Here is a 23,810-nt window from a genome sequence, read left to right as displayed (position 1 = left end):
TGCCCTGGCCGAGTGGCCGAACCCGACGACCTGGGTTGCCACCTTCAAGGACCGAACTCCGCATTATTGAGAGCGGTTCGTGCAGGACGGACACCACCGCTTATTGCCATATCGTGCCCGATTGGCTTTGGTGGGCCGAGAGGGATGGCCGTGGCGAAACCGGAGTCGCAGAAGTTCGAGACCGCACCGCGCAGCGACCGCTCGCGCGGCGCGATCGAACGCGTCTATCGCAGCCATTGGAGCGACCTGTGCCGCGCTATCGAACGTCAGTTCGGATCGGGCCCGCCCGAGCCCGAGGAAGCGGTGCAAAGCGCCTTCGAGAATTTCGCGAAACTCGAAGCGGCGGAAACGGTGAGCAATCCGCGGTCCTATCTGTTCATCGCGGCGCGCAACTTCGTGCTCGATCAGCGGCGCCGCGCGAAGGTGCGTCTGGCCGCCCGTGACGATGTCGAATTCTTCCAGTCGGGCGATACCCCTGCGAATCTGGATACCGAGCGCGTCTTTATCGCGAAGGAGCATCTGGCGATCGTCGGCGCGACGCTGGACAGGATGGAACCCAAGAGACGCGAAGTGATGACGCTGCATATCGTGCACGACCTCCGCTATGTCGAAATCGCCCGGCGCCTGGGCGTTTCGGAGACGCGCGTCCGCCAGTTGATGGCGTCGGCGCTGGCGCAGTGCACGCTCGCGATCAACGCCTCCGGCGAAAGCGAGGCCCTCTGATGGCGAGCGCGCTCGATCTCGACGATGCGGTGCTGACCCAGGCGGCCGAATGGTATGCGCTGTCGCTCGGCGACGACATCAGCGACACTGATCTCGATGCGCTCGACGCATGGCTCGCCGCCGATCCGCGCCACGCGCGCGCCTTCGACCTGACCGCTCGCACCGCGCTGCAACTGGGCGAAGGTGCGCTCTTCGCGAAGTTGAAGGCTCCCGCATCCGCTGATGAGGCCGCACCGGCGATGCCGGGCACCGCCAATGGCGGGCATGATCCGCTGGCGCATCTCGCGCCATCCCGGATCCAGGCCGGGCGCATCGTGTCGAAAGCGGCGCTGATCTGGGGTGGTGCCACGGCGCTTGCCGCGTCGCTGGCGCTCGCGATCGGGCTGGACATGGTCTCGAGCGCGCCCGCCGGTCCACCGGTCAGCACCGCCATCGCCGAGACGCGGGTGCTGACGCTGGCCGATGGCAGCCGCGTCACGCTGGGCCCGGCCAGCCGCATCGCCACCCGGATCGACGCGGACGAACGCAGCGTCACGCTGCTTGCTGGCGAGGCCTTTTTCGAAGTGGCGCATGATCGCGCCCGGCCCTTCCATGTCGAGGCGGGCGATGCGCGCATCCAGGTGGTCGGCACCAAGTTCGACGTGAACCGTTCGGGTGGCCGCGTGCATGTGTCCGTGCTCGAAGGCATCGTGAAGGTGCGCGAAGCCGCGCCCATGCTGGCCACCGCGTCGGTCCAGACGCTGAGGGCGGGCCAGGGCATCGAGACGCCCGATGCGCCCGCATCCTTCTTCAGCGCAGCGCCGCCCGCGCCGATCGCGGCCGAACATGTGCCAGCAGGCGAATGGCGCAGCGGTCGGCGCACCTATATCGACGCGCGGCTGGGCGATGTCGTCGCCGATCTCAATCGCTATTATGCGCCCGGCGTGTCGCTCGCCGATCCGGCGCTCGGCGAACTGCGCATCGCGATGGAGCTGCGGCCAGGCGATACCGAGGCCTTTTTCGGCGCGCTTCCGCTGGTGGCACCGGTCCGCATCGCGAAGAACAAGAGCGGGGCGGTTCGCGTCGAGCGGGCCCCTTGAGGATTTCATTGCAAAAAAGTTTCACCCGCCCCTTCGAACCATCCTCTCCGCCGCGTTGTTACCCATGAACCGTATGAAACGGCGTTGGGGACGGCTGGTCTTGAAGGGCGATTGCACACGATTTGCGATCATTGCCATGATGTCGGCATCGCCGCTGTCGCTCGCCGTCACGGCAGCGCCGGCGGAGGCCCAGCAACGCGCCTATGATATCGAAGCGCAGCCGCTGGCAAAGGCGGTGCTCGACTATTCGCGCCAGTCCGGCGTGTTCGTGCTCGCACCCATGGATCTGGTGAAGAACAAGCGGTCGCAGCGGGTGAAGGGGCGCTATGCCGCCGAGGATGCGCTGGCGCGGCTGCTGTCGGGGACCGGCCTGCGCGCCAGCCGTGGCAATAATGGCGGCCTGGCTCTGGTGCGGGCGAGCGGGCCGGGAAACGGCCCCGGCGCGGCGCGCTTCGGCGACCATGACGGCGAAGGTGCCGCCGACATCATCGTGACGGCGCAGCGCCGCGAACAGACCCTGCTCAAGGTCCCACAATCGCTTGCCGTCGTTCCGGGCCGGGCACTGGAACGGCAACAGTTCCGCAGCGTCATCGATTTCCAGCAGCTCGTCCCCGGCCTGAACGTCACGCAGTACAGCCCAGGCGAGGCACGCATCATCTTGCGCGGCATCAATGCCGGCTCGGTCGGGTCGAGCGTCACGGTCTATATGGACGATATCCCATTCGGCTCCAGCGGCAGCCTTTCGAACGCGGGCGATATGGCCGGCGATTTCGACACGTTCGACGTCGCCCGCGTCGAAGTGCTGCGCGGCCCGCAGGGCACGCTCTACGGATCGAACGCGCTTGGCGGCGTCATCAAATACATCACCGCCGCGCCGGACGTATCGCGCTTCGAAGCGCGCGTGCAGGCCGGTATCGAGGCATTGTCCGGCAGCGCCAGCATGGGCTGGTCGACCAATGCGATGGTCAATCTGCCGATCGGCGACGGGATCGCGCTGCGCGCGAGCGGTTTCCTCCGCCGGCAGCCCGGCTATATCGACAGCGTCGGGCGCGTCGCCAGCGACGTGAATTCCACCGACAGTTTCGGGGGCCGCGTCTCGCTGCTGCTGATGCCGACGGCGTCGCTGTCGATCCGACTATCGGCGCTCGCGCAACGGCTGGACAATGGCGCTCCCTATTGGTTCTTCGCCGATCCGGTGACGCTGAAGCCGTTCAATCCGGCGACGGGCGCGGCGGGCGGAGAGCGATTGCAGTTCGAGCTCTATCCGCAATGGAACCGGACCGATTATCGCATCTATAGCGGCACGATCGACTGGAATGCCGGCCCCGTCCGGCTGACCTCCATCACCAGCTACGCCACCCAGCGCCGTCCGAAACTGATGGATTATTCCTATTCGTCGGCGCGCGTCGCGATCAACACGCTCTATGCGCCCGACGCGCCGAACACGGTGGGCGTGGTGCTGCGCAACGATGTGTATGTCGACAAGTTCACCCAGGAAATCCGGCTCACCTCCGCCGATTCCGATGTCTTCGAATGGGTCGCCGGCGGTTATTATTCCGACGAAAGCACGTTGCTGTTCCAGCGCGCCCTGCCGTTCGAGATCGGGTCGCTGCGGCTGATCCCGCGCCAGGTGACGATCGGCGGCCAGCAGTTCGACGAAATCGCGCTGGCGACGATCGATGCCCGCTATCGCGAGCTGGCCGGCTTCGCGACGGGCACGCTCCATCTGGGCGATCGTTTCGATATCACCGCCGGTGGCCGCTACAGCCACAATCGCCAGCGATCCGACCAGAACGTGCTGCAGTTCGGGATCGGCGCCAACAGGCTCGGCAAATCCGCACAGGGCGTCTTCACCTGGTCGGTCTCGCCACGCTTCGAGCTGGGCGAGGACGCCGCGATCTATGCGCGCGTCGCCAAGGGCTATCGCCCCGGCGGCCCCAATGCGATCCCGTCCAGCCTGCCCGCCGGTTTTCCCACCGCATTCAAAGCGGATACGGTGATCAGCTATGAAGGGGGCATCCGCGCCGAGACGCGAGATCGCAGCGTCTCGATCGATGCATCCGCCTTTTACATCGATTGGCGCGACATCCTGATCCTGACGGTCTTCAACGGCGATTCGGGCGGCACCGGCATCAACGGCAATGGCGGGCGCGCGCGCAGCAAGGGTTTCGAACTGGCCGCGACCGTGCGCCCAGCGAACGGCTTCACTGTCGCCGTCAACGCCGCCTATACCGATGCCCGGCTGCGCGACGATGCCGTGCCGATTGCCGGCGGTCCCAATCTGACGGGCGGGCGCGCGGGCGACCGGTTGCCCGGCACGCCGGAATGGAAGCTTGCCGTTGCCGCCGATCATCAATGGTCGCTGTCGGGCGACGCCGACGCCTTTGTCGGCGGGACCGTCCAGCTCGCGAGCGACCAGCCCACATTGTTCAACGCAGCCCACCGCGCAGCCTTTGGCGCACAACCCATGCTCGATGGCTATGCCACGATAGACCTGCGCGCCGGCGTGAATTTCGGCAGATATTCTCTCACCACCTATGTCCGCAATCTCACCGACAGCGGCGGCATGGTTTCGGCGGTCGCCTTTCCGATCACCTATACGCCCGCGATCGGCGGTGCCGGTCGCCCCAGCTTCGCCGCCACCAGCATAGCACCGCGCACGATCGGCGCGTCGCTCAGCGCGTCATTTTAGCCATGAATACAGAACTTCAATTCAGATCGACCGAACGAAACGCGCATTTCGGGAAATCGACTGCCTATCGCGCTTCAACAGTGACCGAGGCGCCAAGAACATAAGCATCCACAACGCCACACCACCATAGGAAACCTGGGGGATTATCATGATAATTCGACGTAACCGGCTGCTTGCCGGAATAGCTCTCTGCGCCTGCCTCACGGCGACTCCGGCCTTCGCGCAGGACGCGAACGAAGGCACGAACGAGATCGTCGTTACCGCGCAGCGGCGCGAACAGACACTGCAGGAAGTGCCGCTGTCGCTGACGGTCGTCGGCGAGCAGCAGCTCGAGCGCCAGGCGGCGTTCAGCCTGGCCGACTATGCCAAGCTGGTCCCCGGCCTGAACCTGCAGGCGCAGGATGCGGGCCTGGTCCGCATCATTTTGCGCGGCACCAACACCGGATCGGTCGGCGCGACCGTCGCGACCTATATCGACGACATGCCGTTCGGATCGAGCGGAAGCCTTATCAACGCGGGCATCCTGGCCGCCGACTTCGATCCGTTCGACGTCGCGCGCCTCGAAGTGCTGCGCGGGCCGCAGGGCACGCTCTATGGCTCCAACTCGCTGGGTGGCGTGCTCAAATATGTGACCAACCTGCCCTCCACTGCCGCCTTCGAGGCGCGCGCGCAGGCGGGCGTCGAGTCGGTTTCGGGCGGTGATACGGGATTTTCGGGCAACGCGATGGTCAACGTGCCGTTGGGCGATAAACTGGCGATCCGCGCGAGCGGTTTCTATCGCGAGCGCCCGGGCTTCATCGATACGGTCGGCTTCAACGACAAGAATTCCAACGCGTCGAAAAGCTATGGCGGCCGCGTGTCGGCGCTGTTCGCGCCCACCGACAATTTCTCGATCCGCCTGCAATCGGTGCTCCAGAATATGGACGGCGGCATGCCGTCCTCGTTCGATCTCAATCTGGTCACGCACGCGCCCTATAACGCGGCGGCCGGCGCGGCGCAGACGGGCGATTTCACGCGCTTCGCACTGTATCCGGAGACCTACGACCTGCGCTACCGGCTGTTCGCCGGCACGCTCGAATGGGATTTCGGCGGCGCGACGCTCTCGTCGATCACAAGCTATTCGAAGCTGGTCTATCGGCCGGTGACCGACGCCAGCACCAATGCGCTGCGTCCGACGATCAACGCCTTCTACGCGCCGACCGCACCCAACACCGTGGGCTTCGTCTTCATCAACAATCAGCAGGTGAAGAAATTCACCCAGGAAGTCCGCCTGGCCTCCAGCGATTCCGACGTTTTCGAATGGACGGTCGGCGGCTATTACACGAAGGAAAAGACCCGACTTTTCCAGCGCTATATCCCCTTCCAGATCGCGACGCGCCAGTTGATGCCGACGCGGCTGACGGTCGGCGGCGTGACCTTCGAAGATTTCGTGATTTCCTACATCAACGCGAATTACGAGGAGCTTGCGGGCTTCGCGACGGGCACGCTGCACCTGGGTGACCGTTTCGATATCACCGCGGGCGGGCGCTATAGCCACAACAAGCAGGATTCCGAACAGGCGGTGATCCAGCTTGGCGTGGGTGCCGAGAACAGCGGCAACTCCTCTCAGGGCGTATTCACCTGGTCGATCTCGCCGCGGTTCGAGCTGAGCGACCACGCATCGGTCTATGCGCGCGCCGCCAAGGGGTTCCGCCCCGGCGGGCCCAACCTGATCCCCCTCGGTGCGCCCGCGAATTTCCCGTCCGAATTCCAGGCGGACACGATCGTCAGCTACGAGATCGGCCTGCGTGCGGAAACGGCGGATCGCAGCCTCACCTTCGACGGATCGATCTTCTATCTCGACTGGAAGAACATCCTGATCGCCACCACCGTCAACACCCCGACCGGCCCCGTCGGGGTCAACGGCAATGGGCAGAAGGCGCGAAACAAAGGCATCGAACTCGCCGTGACGGCGCGTCCGACGGCGGGGCTGACCTTTGCCCTCAACGGCGCCTATACCGATGCCAAGCTACGCAACGACACGGTGCCGGCATCGGGCGGCGCCAATCTGGTCGGCGGGCTGGCCGGTGACCGCCTGCCCTATGTGCCCGAATTCTCGGCGACCGCGGCGGTCGACTATGAATGGGAAATCTCGGCAGGCACAAAGGCTTATATCGGCGCAAATGTCCGCCTGGTCAGCGACCAGCCGGGCACGTTCAACGCCGTCTATCGCGCGACCTATGGCCGGACCCCGATCATCGACGGCTACACCACCGTCGATCTGCGCGCGGGTGTGAATTTCGAGCAGTTCAACCTGAGCCTGTTCGCGAACAACCTGACCAACGCGTACGGCCTCACCAGCCTCGGATCGTCGGCCACCACGGCCGCATCGGCCATCGGCGGATCGAACGTCGCGTACGGCACCGGCTCGGGCATCCGCCCCCGCACCATCGGCGCCTCGGTCGGCGTCTCGTTCTGATCGCTAAAGATCGGCGAATCCCAGGGAGGCGCCGATCCAGAAGCCGGGCACTAGGGGTAGTGCCCGGCTTCGCCAGGCCGAGGACAGCGGCAGCCGTAAAAGGGAATGTGGAATGACGAAAGTGACTGGCTGGCGGCGCTTTGGCCGTTGGATGAAACGGATAGCACTGGGCCTTATCGCGCTGTTGATCCTGCTCATCATCGTGGGATCGATCTACGAGGCGCTGGGGCGCAGGAACGCCAAGGCGAACTATCCACCGCGCGGAAAGATGGTCGATATCGGCGGGCGCCGGATGCACATCGACTGCCGCGGCACGGGATCGCCGACCGTCATTTTCGAATCCGGGCTGGGCACCGGCGGGACGCTCGACTGGACGCTGGTCCACGACAAGATCGCCAGCTTCACCCGGGCCTGCGCCTATGACCGGGCGGGGATCATGTGGAGCGATGCCAAGGATACGCCGCAGCGCGCCGCAGCGGTGGCCGACGATCTTCATGCGACGCTGAAGGGCGCCGGAATCACCGACCCGCTGGTGCTCGTCGGACATTCGATCGGTGGGCCGTATATCCGGACCTATGTCGGGCGATATGGCGATCAGGTCGCCGGGATGGTCTTCGTCGACGGCTCGTACCCGGATCAGGTCGCACGGCTCGGAAAAGTGACGGGCATCGACGTCCATCCGAAACGGGCATCGTTGCTGATGCACAGCGCGTCGGCGCTGTCATGGACGGGCATCGTGCGGTTCATGATGTCGGACGCGGCCGAAGGGAAGTTGCCGAAAGACGCGGCTGACCGGCTGGGCGCCTATGCCAGCAAATCGGTGAAGGGCGCGACATCGGAGCTCGATGGCTTCGATCGCACGATGGACGATGCGCGCGCGGTTCGCAGTTTCGGAAACCGGCCGGTGATCGCACTGACCGCGCTGGCCCCCTTTAAGCCCGAGGAATTGAAGAGCGCGGGGATGACACCGGAGCAGGGCGCACGCTTCAAGCAGGAATGGAAGACGATGCATGCCGAGCAGGCCGCGCTTTCGACGCGTGGCCGTCAACAGATCGTGACCGATGCCGGGCACTATATCCAGGTCGATCGCCCCGACACCGTGATCTCCGCGGTCCGCGAGGTGGTGGGTGATGTGCGGGCAGAGAGACGCTGATGATCCGGAAGCCGGGCACTGAGGGGACGTGCCCGGCTTCGCCCCGGCTGAACGCCTTACTTATATCGGATCGGCAGCCGCGGCACCGAGGTCCACGGCGATGCGGATCGGCAGCAGCATGTCGCGCGGCGGCGGCCCCGCGAGCCGGTGTCCGACGATCAGCGCGCGGAGATCGGCATTGGGCTCGGGATGCGCGAAGGACGCGAAATCGATCCGTTCCACCGTGCCGTCGGGAGCGATCCAGACTTTGACCTCCAAGGGTGGTGTCGGCTGGTCCTCCACCGGGCGCGTGCGATCGAGATAGGTGCGGAAGCGCACCCCCGCCTCGCTATCGGCCTTCAGCCATTGGGTGATCGCGGCGGTGGCGCCCTCCGCATAGCGCACCCATTCGGCCGGTGCCGCGGACGGCGACACCGGCTGGGCGGAAACGGGCGCGGTCGTGGCGAGCCCTGCCCCGACCAACGCCGCCAGCCATCGCGTCAGCCATGCGAAAAGGGCCGGCGCACAAAGATCCTTGCGGCGCCGCATCACCGCGCCTGAGCGGGCGCCGGCTGCTGCTGGGGCAGCCGTTCGCGCTCGAACGTGATCGTCTGGATACGGGCATCGAGGCCGCGCACCACGTCCGCGGTGAGGTCGTTGGCGAAATTCCCGCCGAGCGCCGCGTTGCGATCGAACAGCAGGCCGCATTTCTTCTGGCCATAGACCTGGGCGATGACCGGTTGCGCTTCGTTCGAGATCCGCTCGAGCGCCTTGGCACGCGTCGCTTCGATCTCGCGGCTGTTATGGGCCGCCAATTGCTGAAGCGCCTGCCAGCGGGTCGCAAGCGCTTCGCGCCGCGGCTTGGTCTGCGCGGTGTCGGGCTGGCCTTCGAGCGCCTTGGCTTCGGTTTCAAGCGGACCGCGCTGCCTGGCGATCTCGGCCTGCACAGCCTGGGTCAGATCCTGGAGCCGCGCCGAGGCCGCCTTGCCGACCGCGGCATTGGCGAACACGGCTTCGCGCGAGAGCAGGCACATGCCCGCGACCACCGGACCGCCCAGCGGCTGCGCATTGGGAGCGGGCTGCGCCGACGCAATCGATGCGATCGGCAGGAGAAGAGCGGCGGAAACGAGCAAACGCGTGATCATGAGCGAACTTTCTTCGAATATGTGGACGGCGCCGGGGCATCGGCCCCGGCGGTTTCTGTCGGTGCCGCCGAAGCACGCGTCGGTGACTCCTGCATGACATCGCCGTGCGATGCGTGCCGGACGAGCAGCGCCTGGAAGCGTTCGAGCGAGGCCAGATGGAAATGCACGAGCGGCAGCCAGCCCTTACGGTGCCAGTCGATCACGACATCGTCGGCGAGCGCACCGAACCTGTCGGCATCGATGATCTGGAAACCGTCGAGGCCGAGGGTTCGTCCGTCGGGCAGCGTCGCGTCCGCCCGGCGGTCGATCAGCAGATCATGGGCCTTCAACGCCTCGGCAAAAGCCCGCGTCGCGGTGACGTCGGCCTGGAAGGCGTCGCAAAAGGCGAGCGCCTGTCCGGTCAATGCGGAGGGCTTGCCGTCATCGAACAGCGGCGCGCCTTCCGTCCCGGATCGTACGACCCGATCCGCCCCCGCATCGATCGCCAATGCGAAGCCGTCCGGGTTGACCGTGGCGATGAAACCGAAGGGATAGCGGCGCACATAGGCGGGCACATAGGCGTCGCCCGTCCAGCGGCCGCCCTCGACGAACAGATTGCGCCGTTCGAGCCCCAGCACGGCGACCGGCTGCGCATCGTCGCCGGCGAACACCACCGGATAGCTGCGGGCGGCGGCCGCCAGTTCGCCGATCACGATCGGCACATAGGGGGCATCGGCCGCGAACGACGCATCGCCGTCCCTGAGCCGCCAGGCGGCATGTGCGTTCGAACTGAGCGGCTGCGGATCACGATAGAAGAGCGGCAGGCTGGATGCGGCTTGCGCAGCCGACGGGTCGGGGGTTGGGGACGTCATGGATACTCCGAAGGAAAAAGGATGCGCGGCCGCCCCGGGGGCCGCCGCGCGGATCGTCACTCGCCAAAGCCGAGGAAACGGACGTTGAGGATCGTCGGAAGCTCGTTGCGTATCTGCGGCCGGCTGCGCTCGGCCAGCGCCGCCGCCTGGTTCGCGACAGCGCTCGCCGCCGACGAAGCCGCGGTCAGCGCGCCGGTGTCCACGACGATCGCCTGCGGAATGCCGACGGCTTCGCCCTGCACTTCGATATTGGCGGCATTGAGCACCTGCAGCGCCGCCAGATTGACGTTGCCCGACACGCGGATGCCCGCTTCGCCCGCATCGATCGTGCCGAGCGGCGCGATCAGATCGACGTCGCCGGGTGGAATCTCCGGGATCGGATTGAGCGTCGCGATGCCGGCGCCGGTGTTCTGCGTCGGCGGCGACAAGGTGACATTGCCATATGCGTCATACACCCGGCGCGGCGGCTGATAGACCGCGGTGCTCTTCGAACCGCGACCGGCGTTGATGTCGCCCTGTGCCGACCACATGAACAGATCGCCGCCAAAGGTCGTGAAGACGCGGCTTTGCCCCAGCAGCACCGATCCGAGCGAATAGATGTCGATATCACCCGAACCCATGCTGAGCACGCCGGCCGTGGACGGCGGCGCGATGCCGCCGACACCGACCAACGTCTGGCCGCCGGCCACCATCAGCTCGATATTGCCGCCGAACAGCGTGCGCACGCCCGATCCGCCGAACATGGTGAGGTCGCCGGCATAGGAGATCGCCTTGCCGTTCGCGTCCTTTTCCGGGAACAGCGTGGCGATGGCGTTGCGGCCGCGCAGATAGCTGCCGAAGCGCGGCCCATCGGCATCGTTATATTCGCGGCCGCCGGCCTTCAGCTCGTCATAATAGGCCAGGCGGACGAAGATGCCGCGTTCGACGGGCTTGAGCTCGTTGAAATAATCGAGCGCGGCTTCCGGATTTTCGGCTTTGAAGTCATAGCGCTCGGCCAGCCATTCGATCAGCTCCGCCTCATAGGTCTTGGCGACCTTGCCCTCATTCACTTCGTGCACCAGCGGATAGGCCGGATCGGCGCGATTGGCAGGATCGAGATACAGGCGGGTGAACGCATCATAGTTCGGCCCGCCCGCGCCGACGCCGGTGAGCACCGAGATACCGGCGCCGCCGTTCCGCGTGGCCGGCGTCAGGTTGAACAGCGGCCCGACGCTGGTGAGGCGCCCCTGATCGGCCTGATAGACGTTGCGTCCGGCCTCGACGATCAGATTACCCGGCCCCGCGACGGTCATATTGGCATAGACGATGTCGCGCCCGGCCGAGATCAGCGTGATGTCGCGCGGATCGTTATGGACGACCAGGCCTGCGGTCAGGAACGGCCCGCCGAAGATCTGGGTGGTGCCGCGGCAATCGACCGGCCCGGTGGCGCCGCAGCCCAATGCGGGAACGGTGCCCAGATGGATGATATCGCGCGAAGCGCGGATATCGGCCGATCCCGAGCTCATATAGATCGGCGTCTGCCCCTGCCACGCCATCATGCCGAAGGCGAAGCGCAATATGTCGCCGCCCGCCGCATAGAACAGCGCCGGTGGTTTCTGCCCCTCGAGCAGGCGGCCCAGAGCGGAATCCTTCTGGAAGGCCATGTTGCTGCCGACCCGGGCGTCGCCGATATTTCCGTTCAGTGGAACCCCGCCCTCGGCTGCCGAGGGCGTGCCCTGCACCTGCGTCGTCCAGACCGGGCGGAAGGGGTTGGGCAGCAATTCCGGGCTGTTGGACATGCCCGAAAGCCCGATCGGCATCGTCGCCGGGAAATCCCCGACGCCGTCATACATGACCCGCCCGCCGCTGATGATCGAGCCGCCCGCCAGGAACTCCACCTGCCCCTTGGGCGACGGCGAGAGTTCGAGCGCGGCGATGCCGTCGCGGCAGTCATTGCCGCAGTCCGCCGGCACCCACTGGATATTCCCGCTCGGCGCCGTCGCCGTCAGGATCGGCGGATACCAGTAGCGATTGTCGCGCCTGGCGCCGTTGCCGTTCGCCATCGCCACCGGAGAGATGCCGCCGCCCGCCGAGAACAGGTGGATGGCGGTATCGTCCTGCCACAGCGTGAACGACGTCCGCAGCATGTTGCCGGGCGCGCGCTGATAGCCGCTCGGAATCCGCGTCTCGACGATGACGCACTGGCCGGGTTCCATCTCGCAGACATTGTAGCTCGGATCGAGCGCCCAATCGTCGGTCGGCTTGCCCGGCACGCCGCCATAGAGATTGTCCTCCGCCCAATACCAGGCCCGCCGCGTGCCGCCGGCCTGGATCGCGCCGAAGGAGACGCCCGCTTCAGGAAGCTCGGTGATCGCGCCCGGATCGCCGACGCCGGCCAGGTTGAGCTGGCCGCGCGTGTTGAGGCGGACCTCGCCATCGCCCGGCACCAGGGTGATGCCGCCATAACGGCTGCTCTCGATGATGCCGATATCGGTGCTCAGGCGCGGATCGAAATTGTCGTTGCGAAGTATCGATGCCGTGCCCCGGCCGACGGCGCGCGCCAGCAGATCGGTGTCGCCGCGCAGATTGGCGATCGATCCCCCCAGATCGGTATCGTCCATGATGGTGGGCGCCATCGGGTTGAGCGCGCCGCCGATGCGGATCTCGATGTTGCCGCCGCCGGTCTGCACGACCTTGCCCCCTGTGACGAAGCCGGAAGTGCGCGTCACCTCGGTCACCCGTCCCGTGCTCGCCACCGCGAAATTGAGCGCCTGGCTCGCCATCTTGGACCGCAGCCTGTCGCTGTAGATCTCGCCGGGGCGTGCAGACCAATCCTGCTGCATGCCCGCGTCGCCGCCGGCCGATACGGTCAGGTTGCCGCCGCCCAGCGTGCCGATGCCCATGAAGCCGACCAGTATCGGCGCGTTGAACCCGACGAAGCCGTTATCGGCGACCGACGGATTGTTCGGCACGTAACCGCCGAAATTCACCCACCAGGCCGTCGGGATATCCTGTTGCAGCGCCGGTGCGCTGCCTTCCGATATGCCATAGGCACCCTGCCGCCACAGCCAGTTGGTGACGGTGCCGCTGCCCGGGCGCAGATAGCCCGAATCCCGCCCGGTCTGATAGCCGGTGAGATTGCCCTGCACCGACAACAGCAGATCGCCGCCATGATCGGGATACCAGGCCTGATAGTCGCGGATGCTGTCGGCATAGCCGTCGAACCCGGCGCCGATCCAGGGATTGGCCAGCCCGTCCGAACCGGCCAGCGGCGCGCGCGGCTGGTTGTAGACATTATAGCCGTCGGGTGTTGTGCCGCCGAGTTCGGGCGTCGGCGTGCCTGCGGTATAGACGCCGAACAGCGACATTTGCTCGTAGGATCCGCCGGCCAGCAGGTCGAGCGAGCCGATGCCGGTGCGCACGACGCTGAACTGCTGGACGGTCTTCATGCCGTTCAGCCAGTTGCCGTTGAAGCCGTCGGCGACCGATGCCTGCGGGTTCAGATAATGCCGGTCGGACAGGGTGAGATTGCCCGTTTGCCCGTTCGCGGCCAGCTCACTGGCGGCGCGCAGCGCCCGGCCGTCGGACGACCCGATATCGGCGCCGGCGACGAGGCGCATCGACCAGGATTGCGATCCCGCTTTGAGCATCGGCGCCACCGCCCAGATGCGTCCCTGGGTGCCGTCCGCCTGTGTCGGGCGCGTCGGTTCCTTCACGCCGCCCACCGGCTGCATGTTGACGCCGGCCGGAATGGTCGTGCCCGGCGGCAGGGTGACGTTGGCGTTCAGCGAGACGTCGTTGAGGAACGCGCTGAAGGCCGACCCGGCCGGAATACGCGTCGGCGCGATGCCGATCTCGTTGGGCAGGATCGTTCCCGCGCCGAAATAGGCACGCGGTTCGATATACTGCGTCACCACGTCGCCCGCCGCGTAGAGCGGCGCCGCGCCGGCGAGGAAATCGGCCTGGCTCGCCCAGATCGGCGCCTTGGCCGTCCAACCGGTCGCAAAGAGATAGTCCCAGTCGCTGCTGGCGAAGCCGAACGGAATCTCGACACCGCCACGCACCTGCGATCCTTCGCGGACGACGACGTCGAAATCGAGCATGACCGTCGACGCGGCACCGCCGGCAAAGGTGGTGACGCCCGATGCCGTCGGATCGCCCTGCAGAACATAGGGCGAGGTCAGCACCGTCGGTTCGCGCACCAGCCCGAACAGGCCGTCGAGCTCGATCACGCTGTCGCGCGGGATGATGTCGCCGGCCTGCAATTGCGCCGAAGCCGACAGGGTGAGCGTCGCCGGAAGCGTCACGCCCTTCGGCCAGGTCATCGGCTGCAATTCGACGGCCATCGGCAGCACCGTTCCCGCACCGAGCACGGTGTCCGCCGGAAGCTCCATGCCCGTCTTCATGATCGTGCCGCGCGCGATCAGCCCGCCGCCGGGCAGGCGGATATCGGCGGTCGCCGTCCAGTCCTGCGCCAGCACATAGCTTTGCGCCAGCCGCGTTTCGGCGCCCAGCACGAAATTGCCCTGTACTTCGAAACCGTCGACCGGAATGTCGTAGCCGAGCGTCGCATGCACCGGCAGCTTCGCCCCGGCGGCCAGCTTCACCGGCATCGGCAGCTTGTAATCCTGCAGCCAGCCGGTGGTGACGCCCTGTCCGCCCGGATAGAGCACCCAGCCATTATCGTCCGGCGTCCGCGCCGGCATGCCGAAACCGTCGGTGATCGAACCGTGGATGTCGAGATCGTCGGCCGCGCGGATCAGCAGCACGCCGGCCTCGCCGGAACCATAGCCGCCGCCCGCCGGATCGGCGTAATTGGCCGCGCGCGGTGTGTTCGGATTGAGGCTGGCATAGCGATAGCCGGCAAGATTGAGGTCCCCCGAGACGCGTAGGCTGCCGCCCGGCGCGCTCGCCAGTTCGACGCCCGGCCGGAAATGGAAGGCATCGCGATAGGCGCTGAGCCCCGCCATCCGGCCGATGAGCGCGCCGTTGCCGAGCGCGGCATCGATAAAGGCGTCGCTGTCCAGATGCACGGCATCGAGCAGCGCCTGATTAATGACGCCGTTCGCCGGGTGATAGGTGCGGAACGCATTGACCGAGAGGCTCTGGGCGCCGCGGATGGTGAGCGTGCCGGCGGCCTGGATGGCGACGTCGTTGGCGCCCACGCGCGCGGCGTTGAGCTCGATGCGGCCGCGATCGACCTTGTCGGGCGAGCTGACGTCGATCGTCGCCCCGGCCTCCAGCGCGAGCGTGCCGCCCGCCGAGGTCAGTTCCACCGTCGCGCGATTGGACGCTTCGATCGGCGCGCCATAGCTGTCGACCTGCAGCGCGGTGCCGTGCGCATCGAGTATGGCGGTTGCCGCGAGCGTCAGGTCGTCGCGCGCCGACAGGCGAATGCTGCCGGGCTTCGCGCCGCTGGCATCGATACGCCCGCGAACGGTCAGATCACCGCCATCGGCCGCGATGCTGACATGCCGGGCCTTCACTTCGTCGCCGATCACCAGATCGCCGGTCTTGACGATGAAGTTGCGCCGCTCGGTGACGCCGCCTTCGGTCAGCCGGGTGTTGAGCCCGGTGAAATCGGCGAGCACGCCGGCGCGGACATCGATGCTGCCCGCACGCAGGCTGGGATCCACCTTATGATCGCCATTGCGGACATGGCCGTCGATCTTGCCGTCGAGCGCCACCGTGCCGCCCAGCGCGGTCACCTTGAGCACGCCGGCATGATTATAGTCGGCGGACAGATCGATGCCGGCGCCGGCGGTCAGGCGGATATTGCCGTTCCGGCTTTCCAGCTCGACATCGCCGCCCCAGCTATAGCGCGTCTCCTCGAAAAAGTCGGTCGCCTTGCCGGCCACGTCGATCGTCGCCTTGTCGCCCAATGTCAGGTCGCCGATCGCGGTCAGCACGAGCCGGCCGCTGGGCAGCGCCACATTGGTATCGGCGAGGATCGTCGCGCCCGTCATATGGATCTCGGCGCCCAGCGCGGCATCGACCCGCTTGGCGGGACGGGTATAGTCCGCGGGCGCGGTCAGGCGGATGTCGCCGCCGGCGACATAGGTGACGTTCGATCCGGCCGTGCCGGTCAGCAGCGGCGTCGTCAGGTTGAGGTTGCCGCCCGTGCCGGGCTTTCCATATTCGGCCTGCGACTGCCAGACCGAAATGGTGGCGCGATGGTTGCTCTCGATCCGTTCGGACGCGGTGAGATTGACCGTCGAGAAACCCAGCGCGAGCCGGTCGAGCGCCAGTTCGGCCGGCACCAGCAGCCCGTCCTGATAGCCGAGCACGATGCGGTCCGCGACGAAGTTGAGACTGCCCTTGCCCGTGCCCGGACCATTGGCGATCACCCCGCCGGGAAGGCCGGCGATCGGTTCCTTCTCCCATTGGCCGCCGCGCGCGCCCAGCATCCCGTTCCACACCAGGGTCCTGGCGCTGATCGTGGCGCTGTCGCCATCGCCGCCATGACCGTAAAGCGCGGGCGTGTTGAGCACGAGCTGCAGCGACGATGCGCCCGTCGCGGGATTGCGCGTGTCGAGATCGACACTGCCATAGAAATTGATCGACTGGCTGGCCGAGAGGATCAGCCGCTCGAGCGCCGGCGCGCGCTTCGCCGGGTCGCCGAGCATCAGCCGATCGAGCACGGCCTGGGTGAGCACGATACCGTCGGGCAGGATGTCCGCCCCCGCCGCCTGTTCCAGCGAGTCCGTCGTGCCGATGTTCACATAGCCGGTCGAGAAACCCAGATAGCGCGCGCCGTAATTCGCCTTTTCGCCAAGGCTGACGGGTCCGCCGCTGGCAAAGGCCAGGGTGCCGTCGGAATAGAGCGAAGCGCCGTTCTCGACGACGATCAGGCCGGTGGCGCCGGTGACCTGGGGGGCCGGCAGTTCGAGCAGGCCGTTGGAAACCGCGAGCACATTGGCGTTGGTGTTGGTGATGACATAGCCCATCGTCGAATCGAAGGCGGGCTTGCCCTTGCCGAGCGAGGTGATCGTGGCCCCCGCTTCGACCCGGATGTCGGTGTTGCCGTCCGAGACCAGCAGAATCTGCGGTGCCGACAGGACGGCGCCATCACGCACCGCGATCTCGCCGAAACTGCCATAGCTGAGCAGTCCGCCGCCGCCCGCCGTGATGTTGATCGACGGGCTGCCGAAGCCGATGCTGCGCCCGACGCGTCCGCCGAGCACCATCATGCTGGCGCCCACCGCATTCAGGTCCGACGCGCGCAGCCAGGCATTACCCGGTGTGCCCGTCGCGCCATCGGCCAGGATCTCCAGCGTGTAGCTGCTGCCGCTGCCCCAGTTTCCCGGTACCACGGCCAGCGAACCGCCCAGCCCGTTCTCCGCCGGCGCGAACAGCCCGGTTCCGGCGAACGAGAAAACCGGCCGGGTCGCATTCGCCTTCGGCGTCGAAAGCGCCAGCACGAATTCCTTGCCGTCGCGCGGCAGCAACGGCACCGGCTGTCCGAACAGCGACGAGGCCGGCCGCTTGATCAGGAAATCCTCGAAGCTCGTCTCGTTATATTGCGAGTGGGTGCGCACCACCTTGGCCGGCGTCAGGATGATATCGACCGGCGTGGCGGAAGGTGCGTCCATATGCGCGACGCTGGTATGCACGCCCAGCGCGATCGAGCCGTCAGGCAGGCGCGTGACGGCGCCGGCGCCCGGTTTCGTCACCTTGCCCATCTCGACGCGATAGGCTCCGTCCAGCAGCGCATATTCCGCCGGCAGCAGCATATAGGTGCCGGCCTTCAGCCCCTCGACACCGTCGGGGATGATGATCTGCCGGCCGAAATCGGGCTGATCGTGACCGTCGATCGCCGCGGGCGCGGCCGAATCCCGATAGGCGGGCACGATCGCATAGACCGTGTTGTCGGGATGGCTCAGACCCTGATAGCCCGGATTCACATTGGCGAGCGCGGTCTGCAATATGTCGACCGAGCCGCCGCGGCCGGGGATGAAGCCGGCGCCGGTCGGCGTCCCGCCGCCCGACAGGTCGAGCACCGCGCCCTTGTCCGCCTTTAGCGAGCCGACGACCGTCACGCCCTGCGATGAGACCGTCGTCTCCACCTTGGTACCGTTCCGGGTCCAGCTCAGCCCATCGGTCGTGCCGCCATAGGGAATGAAAAGCCCCTTCGCGCTGACCGACGTCAGGCTGCCGGGCAGCAGATTGACTTCGCTGGTGGTGAGATTGTCCACATTCGTCCAATAGTTCCGGCCGGGCTCGGCCATTTCAGGGCCGGGAAAATAGCCGCTGCCGCCGACGCCCAGCGTGATCTGGCCGAGCGGCGCGCGCAACACGCCATCCTGGTTGATGATGTCCGCGCCGACGACCAGCCGGCCATAGAGCGAGAGCGGCGGTGCCGCCGGTACGTCGCCCGGCAGACGATGGAAGCTGACGGTGCCCCCCGACATCATGGTCGTGTAGACGCTGGTCTCACCGGGAAAGCGATAGCCGTAAATGCCCGCCAGGATGCTCGCCTGCGCGCCGGTCACGGGATAGATCTGCGCCGCGGTGAAGGCGATGTTGCTCATCGTGCGGATCTCGCCGCCGGTCAGGCGGATGTCGCTCCGGCTGATGACGTTGATGTCCTTGGGCGCGGCATATTCATATTCGAGCTGCCTGCCGCCGGAGAGGCCGATCGATCCGTTCACGCCGAACCGGATGCCCGCCATATCGACCAGCCCGCCGGTGATGGTGATGCTGCCCTCGCCGACCGTCGGCCGCTGGAACAGCGCGATCGCGCCCGAATTCTGATAGGTGATGTCGTTGCCCCACATGGTTCCGCCGCCGGCGAAATTCACATAGGCGGCGCTCAGCTTCACATGGCCGTCGGTGTCGAAATTGCCGATGGTGCCGCTGAGCGTCAGGTTGCGCCCCAGATCGAGCGCGACGTCGCCGTTGAAGAGGACGACATCGTCGCTCTTCAGGGTCAGGCTGTCGAAACCGCCGGCCTTGGCCCGATCGGCGCCGACGCGCGCCTGGCCGACGAGATCGGCCCTGCCCGCATTGCTGGCCGTCGATTGCTCGACGGTCTGGCCCGGAGACCAGCATCCGGTGATGCAATCGCCGAACCGCAATGCGCCCGGCAGGCCGGCGTCATAGGTCTGGTCGATGATGACGCTGCGCAGACGGCGCATATAGTCGGGCACCGCGCGGCTGGGCGTGCCAGTGGCGCCGAAATCGTAGAGGATGGGGGTGGTGAGCGAGACCGACAATTCGCCGCCCAGCGCGCCTGCGCCGCCCGCATGCGCACGGATGTCCCCGTCGAGGAAGACGCCATATTGCGAATCGAAAGCGACACGGCCGCCATCGGTCGCGACGAGCAGGCTCTTGCGCTGTTCGGGCAGGTTCGACGCCAGATAATCGACTTCGGCGCTGGCGCCCGAAGCATCGAGCACCGCGCCGGGGCGCACGACCACATAGGCCGAAGTCAGTTCGCGCGGCACGGTCAGGCCGCGCGGCATCAGCACCTGGCCGCCGACATGAATGTCGCCGCCTTCCGACACCTGGGCATAGCGCAGGCCGCGACGATCGACGGCCGAGATCGCCCGGCCCGACACGTCGATGACGCTGCCCGTTTCCAGCCAGATCGCGCGGGTGGAATCGTAGAGGATGGGGCCCGCGCTTGTTTCGAAGCGATTCATGTTCTCGGCCGGGCCGGCCGCCAAGTCGACCGATCCGCCGCGCGCTTCGATGCGGCCTTCGATCAGCATACGATCGGCGGCGACCACCGAGATCGACTGGCCATCGTCGACGCGCAGGGTCGTGTCGGCGCCAAGATGGAAGCTGCCGAAGACCCGCGCATCGCGGTTCGTACCGCCATAGGGGCTGGGCGCGTTGGTATCGCCCACGCCTATGGCGGTCAGCTTCAGGCTGGCGCCCTTGCGCTGGATGAAGCGTCCGTTCGCCGCATCCTCCTGGAACAGCGGCGGCAACCATAATTCCATCGCATCGTCGGGCGCCGCGCCCGACGCGACGGTGAAGCTGTCGCTGGTGATCCGCCGTACGGGGGCATTCACCTCGATCGGCGCATCGCCACGCACGAGCAGGTCTCCGCCCGCCCTCACATGATAGGCACCGAAGCCCTGCTGGAAGATGTCGGTCGCGAGATGCAGCGGTTCGGCCACCTTCGCATCGACGGGGAATCGCCATCCCTTCTGCACCGTGGTGCCGACCGGTATCACGATGCCCTTCTCCAGAACCGTGCCGGCGGGAATCCGCTCCGCGAGGGGCGTGGTCAGCCTCAGGCCATCGGGAAAGACGGCGGCGAGGCCGGCGGGCAATATGCCGGGCTGGAAGGTGGTCGATCCATAGCCGAGCTTGGTGCCGGGGGGCACGACGGAGCCGGGCGCGAAGCTGTTGAAAGCCTCGTCATAGACATAGATCCCGTTCGGCACGGTCCAGTCGATCGCCGTGGTCGAACCGGTGAAGTCGACCGTGGCGGGTGCGGTGATCCTGTCCCCGCCGAACAGCCGGGTCGTCAGCGCCAGATAGTCGAACGCCATCCTGGTGCCGACCGACAGGGTGATCGCCTCTTTCAGCTGCGTCTCGAACGGCAGCGCCTCACCGGCGGAAAGCGTGTCGCCACCGCCCAGCAAGGCCTGGCCGATCGTGATCGACCGGCTGCCGGTTGTGAGAGTGAGCGTACCGCCCGTGTTGCGGCCCGAACCGAAGGCGCGGATGGTGCCGCCCAGCACCAGTTCGTTCATGCTGTCACGCGGCAGCATGCCGGTGGACAGCGCGACATCGCCGCCGGCGGCGCCGACGAAGCTCCCGTCCTCCAGAAGGGCGCCGCCGGCAGAAGCGTCGACAAGACTGTTCTTGCCCAGCCGCAACGATCCCTGCCGGCTCTGCAACAATACGTCGCCGCCATCGAGATGGGCAAGGTCGCGGCGATCGCCGCCCGACTTCAGATTGACCCAGAGTCCGCGCGTATCGAGCATCGCGCCGTCGGCGAGATCGATGCTGGTGACGATCCCGTCGCAATTGCTGGCGCAGACCACGGGAATGGCTTCGAGCATGATCCGGCCGCTGCGCGCGGTGATGTCCCCCTGCACGTCGATGTCGACGGCGCGCAGCAGGACACTGCCGCCAGCGCCGACGGCAAGATCGGATTCCACCCGCACACTTTCGCCACTGACCCGGAACATGCCGAGTCCGGCCTTGTTGATAGCGCCCAGCGAAAGCTGGACATTGCCCGCCATCTCCGGCGCCAGCACGCTGTCGACCGTCATACCGGACGTGACGTCAGTCCCGCCGCTCAAGGTCACATCGGATTTGAAGGCCTGCGCTGACCCCGAACCAGGGACGGGCGGGACATGGAGCTGGTTGCCGACATAGAGGCCGCCGGCGAGCGGCGCCACATTCTGCGGCAATTTATAGCCATCGATGCGCGGGGCCAGCGTGCCGGTGAAATTGCCGTAATCGTCGATCGCGATCGGCAGGTCCGGACGGGCATTGGTCTGGCGATCGCCGACAATGACATCGGCGAGCACCGTCCCTTCCATCAGCAGCGTCGGCACCGAGAGTGTCAGCGTGCCCGCGTCGCGGCCGACGGTATAGCCCGCTTCCCAGCGCGTGCTGTGCGTGCGGCTGAACGGCGTGCTGTAGAGCTCGGTATAGGCCTCGCCCCAGCGCTCATGCTTGCGCATCTGCGACGCGCCGACCGATACCAGCTTCACATCGGCAGGTGCCTGGCCCGACGCATAGAGCTTGCCGTCCGATCCCATGAACAGCGTGGAGCGGATCAGGCCGGCGGCATAGTCGAGCGAGCCGCCCGAGATATCGAGGATCGCACCCTTCTGGATCACGAGCTGCCCGACATCGGGCGGCGTCACGGTCGTCACCCCGCTGCCGCTGGTGAAGGTGATCGAGCCCGCATTGGCGGCCCATTCGCCGATCCTGTGCGATGCGTTGCCAAGATGGCCGCTCACTTCGATCAGGCCGCCCGGCGTATAATAGCGGTCGCCGTCATGCCCGCCGGTGCCCGAGGGCAGCAGCACGAGATCGCGCACGTCGATCCAGACGTCGTTGTGCTTGAGCTGCTCGACTTCGCGGTTCTGGCCGGAATCGCGCATCTCATAGGGCTGGAGATTGATCTTCAGATTGTTGGAATCCATCGTCATGGCGACACCGCGCACGCCCGACACGTCGAGCACGGCGCCGTCACTCACGAAGGTCCGCTTGCGCGCAGTCACCGCGATCTGGCCGCCCTGGGCCATGGTGTACGATCCGCCCTCGAACAGTGCAGTACCGCCGGTCATGATCTCGACGCGCGACAGATCGAGCCGATCCGGCTGCAGAAAGGCAAGATTGCCGGCGGCCTGGTTGTTGAGCAGCGACGGGCGAGAGCGGGCGGGCGGGTTGATCAGCGCGTCGCGCTGGGCGTTGGTCGCGGTCTCCTTGCTGTCCAGTTCGGGCAGGATCAGCGTCAGGCTGTCCTTCGCCAGCGTGACGCTGGTATTGCCCTTGTCATTGCCGACATTGGTCAGCAGGTGGATGGTACCGCGCGTGTGGACGCTGGTCGTGGCGATGGCGACGCCGCGCTGAACCACATGCTCACCCGCGATCGTGATATCGCCCTGACGCGCCTCGATCAGCCCGCTATTGACCGCCAGACCGCTGCCGCTGTTCGCCCCGACCGTCACCGCGATTTCATTGCCGCGCGTCGTCGACGCCTGGTTGACGTCGGTGCCGTAGCCGGGGCGGATCAGGAAATCGTCACCCGCCGCCAGCACGGTCTGCCCGCGATCGGTCCGGATCGTGCCGGCATTCTCGACCTCGGTGCCCAGCAACATCACGAAACCGCCCGATTCGACGACGGTCGTGGGATTGGACGTGGCGATCTGTGCGCCCGCCTCCACCTTCACCTTGCCCTGGGCCCCGGCGAAGCTGGGCAGCTGGATCGGCGGCTCCCACCAATTGGGGTTTTCCACCTGGCGCAGATGGATGCCGAAATCGCGGAACTGCTCGTTGGTCATGTTGGCGCTGGCCACGATCAGATTGCGGACATTGACCTGCGATGCGCCGCCAAAGACGATGCCGTTGCGATTGATCAGATAGACCGAGCCGTCCGCCTTGATCGATCCGAGGATGCGCGAGGGATCGGCGCCGGGATCGACGACGCGGTTCAGCGTGATCCAGTGGCTGTTGCCGTGATGATTGAACAGCAGGTCGGTTTCGCGGCCGACGTTGAACGTGTCCCAGGTGAGGATCGCCTTGTCCTGGGTCTGGTCGACGGTGACGTTGGTGCGGCCGTTCGCGCCCTGCGACTGGGTGGGGCCCTTCGCACCGATCCACAGGCTCGGATCGATCTGGATGTCGGGAGAGGGCTGAAGCCCGCCCTGCCCCAGGCCGTTGGGGATATTCGACTGGGCAAGCAGCGCGGCCTGACGAGCGGCCTTTTGCGCATCATCCATCTGCGCGCGCAGGCGCGATGCCTGTTCGAACGCCGCGCGGGTGCGCTGGGCGGTTCCTTCTGCGGAGGCATTGCGCGCAGCGGCATTCTGCGCCGCCTGCGCGGCGGCAACCGCGGGATCGACCGTGCGACGCGCCCCGAAATTCTGCGCATGGACGGCGCCGGCGAGCGTGAGTGTGGCAAGCGACACACCAAGCAAAAGGCGGTTGCGCAGCATATGGGTGGTGACGGTCATCGGGCGAACTCCAATGGATTGGCGGCCAAATGCCTGGCCGCATCATATTCGGGCTGTTGTTTGGTGGCGTGACGCCTAGCTGCGAGGCGCACCGGACGA

General features: G+C 66.5%; 9 protein-coding genes. 5 read left to right on the top strand and 4 right to left on the bottom strand.

Going from position 1 to position 23,810, the window contains the following annotated elements; translation table 11 throughout:
* Positions 1 to 150 precede the first annotated feature (150 nt).
* The 5 genes from AC3WN8_RS13070 to AC3WN8_RS13050 all read left to right on the top strand — a co-directional run bounded on the left by AC3WN8_RS13070 (position 151) and on the right by AC3WN8_RS13050 (position 8,105).
* A complete protein-coding gene (locus tag AC3WN8_RS13070; protein WP_492669868.1) occupies positions 151 to 723 on the top strand; it encodes an RNA polymerase sigma factor in 573 nt (190 codons plus the stop codon).
* Entirely contained in the window at positions 723 to 1,802 is a 1,080-nt protein-coding gene (locus AC3WN8_RS13065; protein WP_492669867.1) for a FecR family protein, read from the top strand. The genes AC3WN8_RS13070 and AC3WN8_RS13065 overlap by 1 nt, the downstream gene beginning before the upstream one ends.
* 136 nt (positions 1,803 to 1,938) lie before the next feature.
* A complete protein-coding gene (locus tag AC3WN8_RS13060) occupies positions 1,939 to 4,494 on the top strand; it encodes a TonB-dependent receptor (protein ID WP_492669866.1) in 2,556 nt (851 codons plus the stop codon).
* 148 nt (positions 4,495 to 4,642) lie between these two features.
* Positions 4,643 to 6,952 (top strand): TonB-dependent receptor, encoded by a 2,310-nt coding sequence (locus AC3WN8_RS13055; RefSeq protein ID WP_492669865.1) that lies wholly within the window; start codon positions 4,643 to 4,645, stop codon positions 6,950 to 6,952.
* 112 nt (positions 6,953 to 7,064) lie between these two features.
* Positions 7,065 to 8,105, top strand: a complete 1,041-nt coding sequence (locus AC3WN8_RS13050) for an alpha/beta hydrolase (protein WP_492669864.1) — start codon at positions 7,065 to 7,067, stop codon at positions 8,103 to 8,105.
* Positions 8,106 to 8,165: 60 nt separating this feature from the next.
* Here AC3WN8_RS13050 and AC3WN8_RS13045 read toward each other — a convergent pair whose 3' ends face one another.
* From AC3WN8_RS13045 to AC3WN8_RS13030, 4 genes are read right to left on the bottom strand one after another with little or no spacing between them, the layout of a single operon-like run.
* Entirely contained in the window at positions 8,166 to 8,633 is a 468-nt protein-coding gene (locus AC3WN8_RS13045; RefSeq protein WP_492669863.1) for a hypothetical protein, read from the bottom strand.
* A complete protein-coding gene (locus tag AC3WN8_RS13040; protein WP_492669862.1) occupies positions 8,633 to 9,229 on the bottom strand; it encodes an OmpH family outer membrane protein in 597 nt (198 codons plus the stop codon). The genes AC3WN8_RS13045 and AC3WN8_RS13040 overlap by 1 nt, the downstream gene beginning before the upstream one ends.
* Complete coding sequence (locus AC3WN8_RS13035; protein WP_492669861.1) at positions 9,226 to 10,080, bottom strand: SapC family protein; 855 nt, start codon at positions 10,078 to 10,080, stop codon at positions 9,226 to 9,228. The genes AC3WN8_RS13040 and AC3WN8_RS13035 overlap by 4 nt, the downstream gene beginning before the upstream one ends.
* A 56-nt stretch (positions 10,081 to 10,136) precedes the next feature.
* Entirely contained in the window at positions 10,137 to 23,711 is a 13,575-nt protein-coding gene (locus AC3WN8_RS13030) for a filamentous hemagglutinin family protein (protein ID WP_492669860.1), read from the bottom strand.
* Positions 23,712 to 23,810 lie beyond the last annotated feature (99 nt).

Source organism: Sphingobium sp. FW305-3-2-15-F-TSA7, from assembly GCF_058787155.1.
This window is presented reverse-complemented; position numbering and strand designations above follow the sequence as displayed.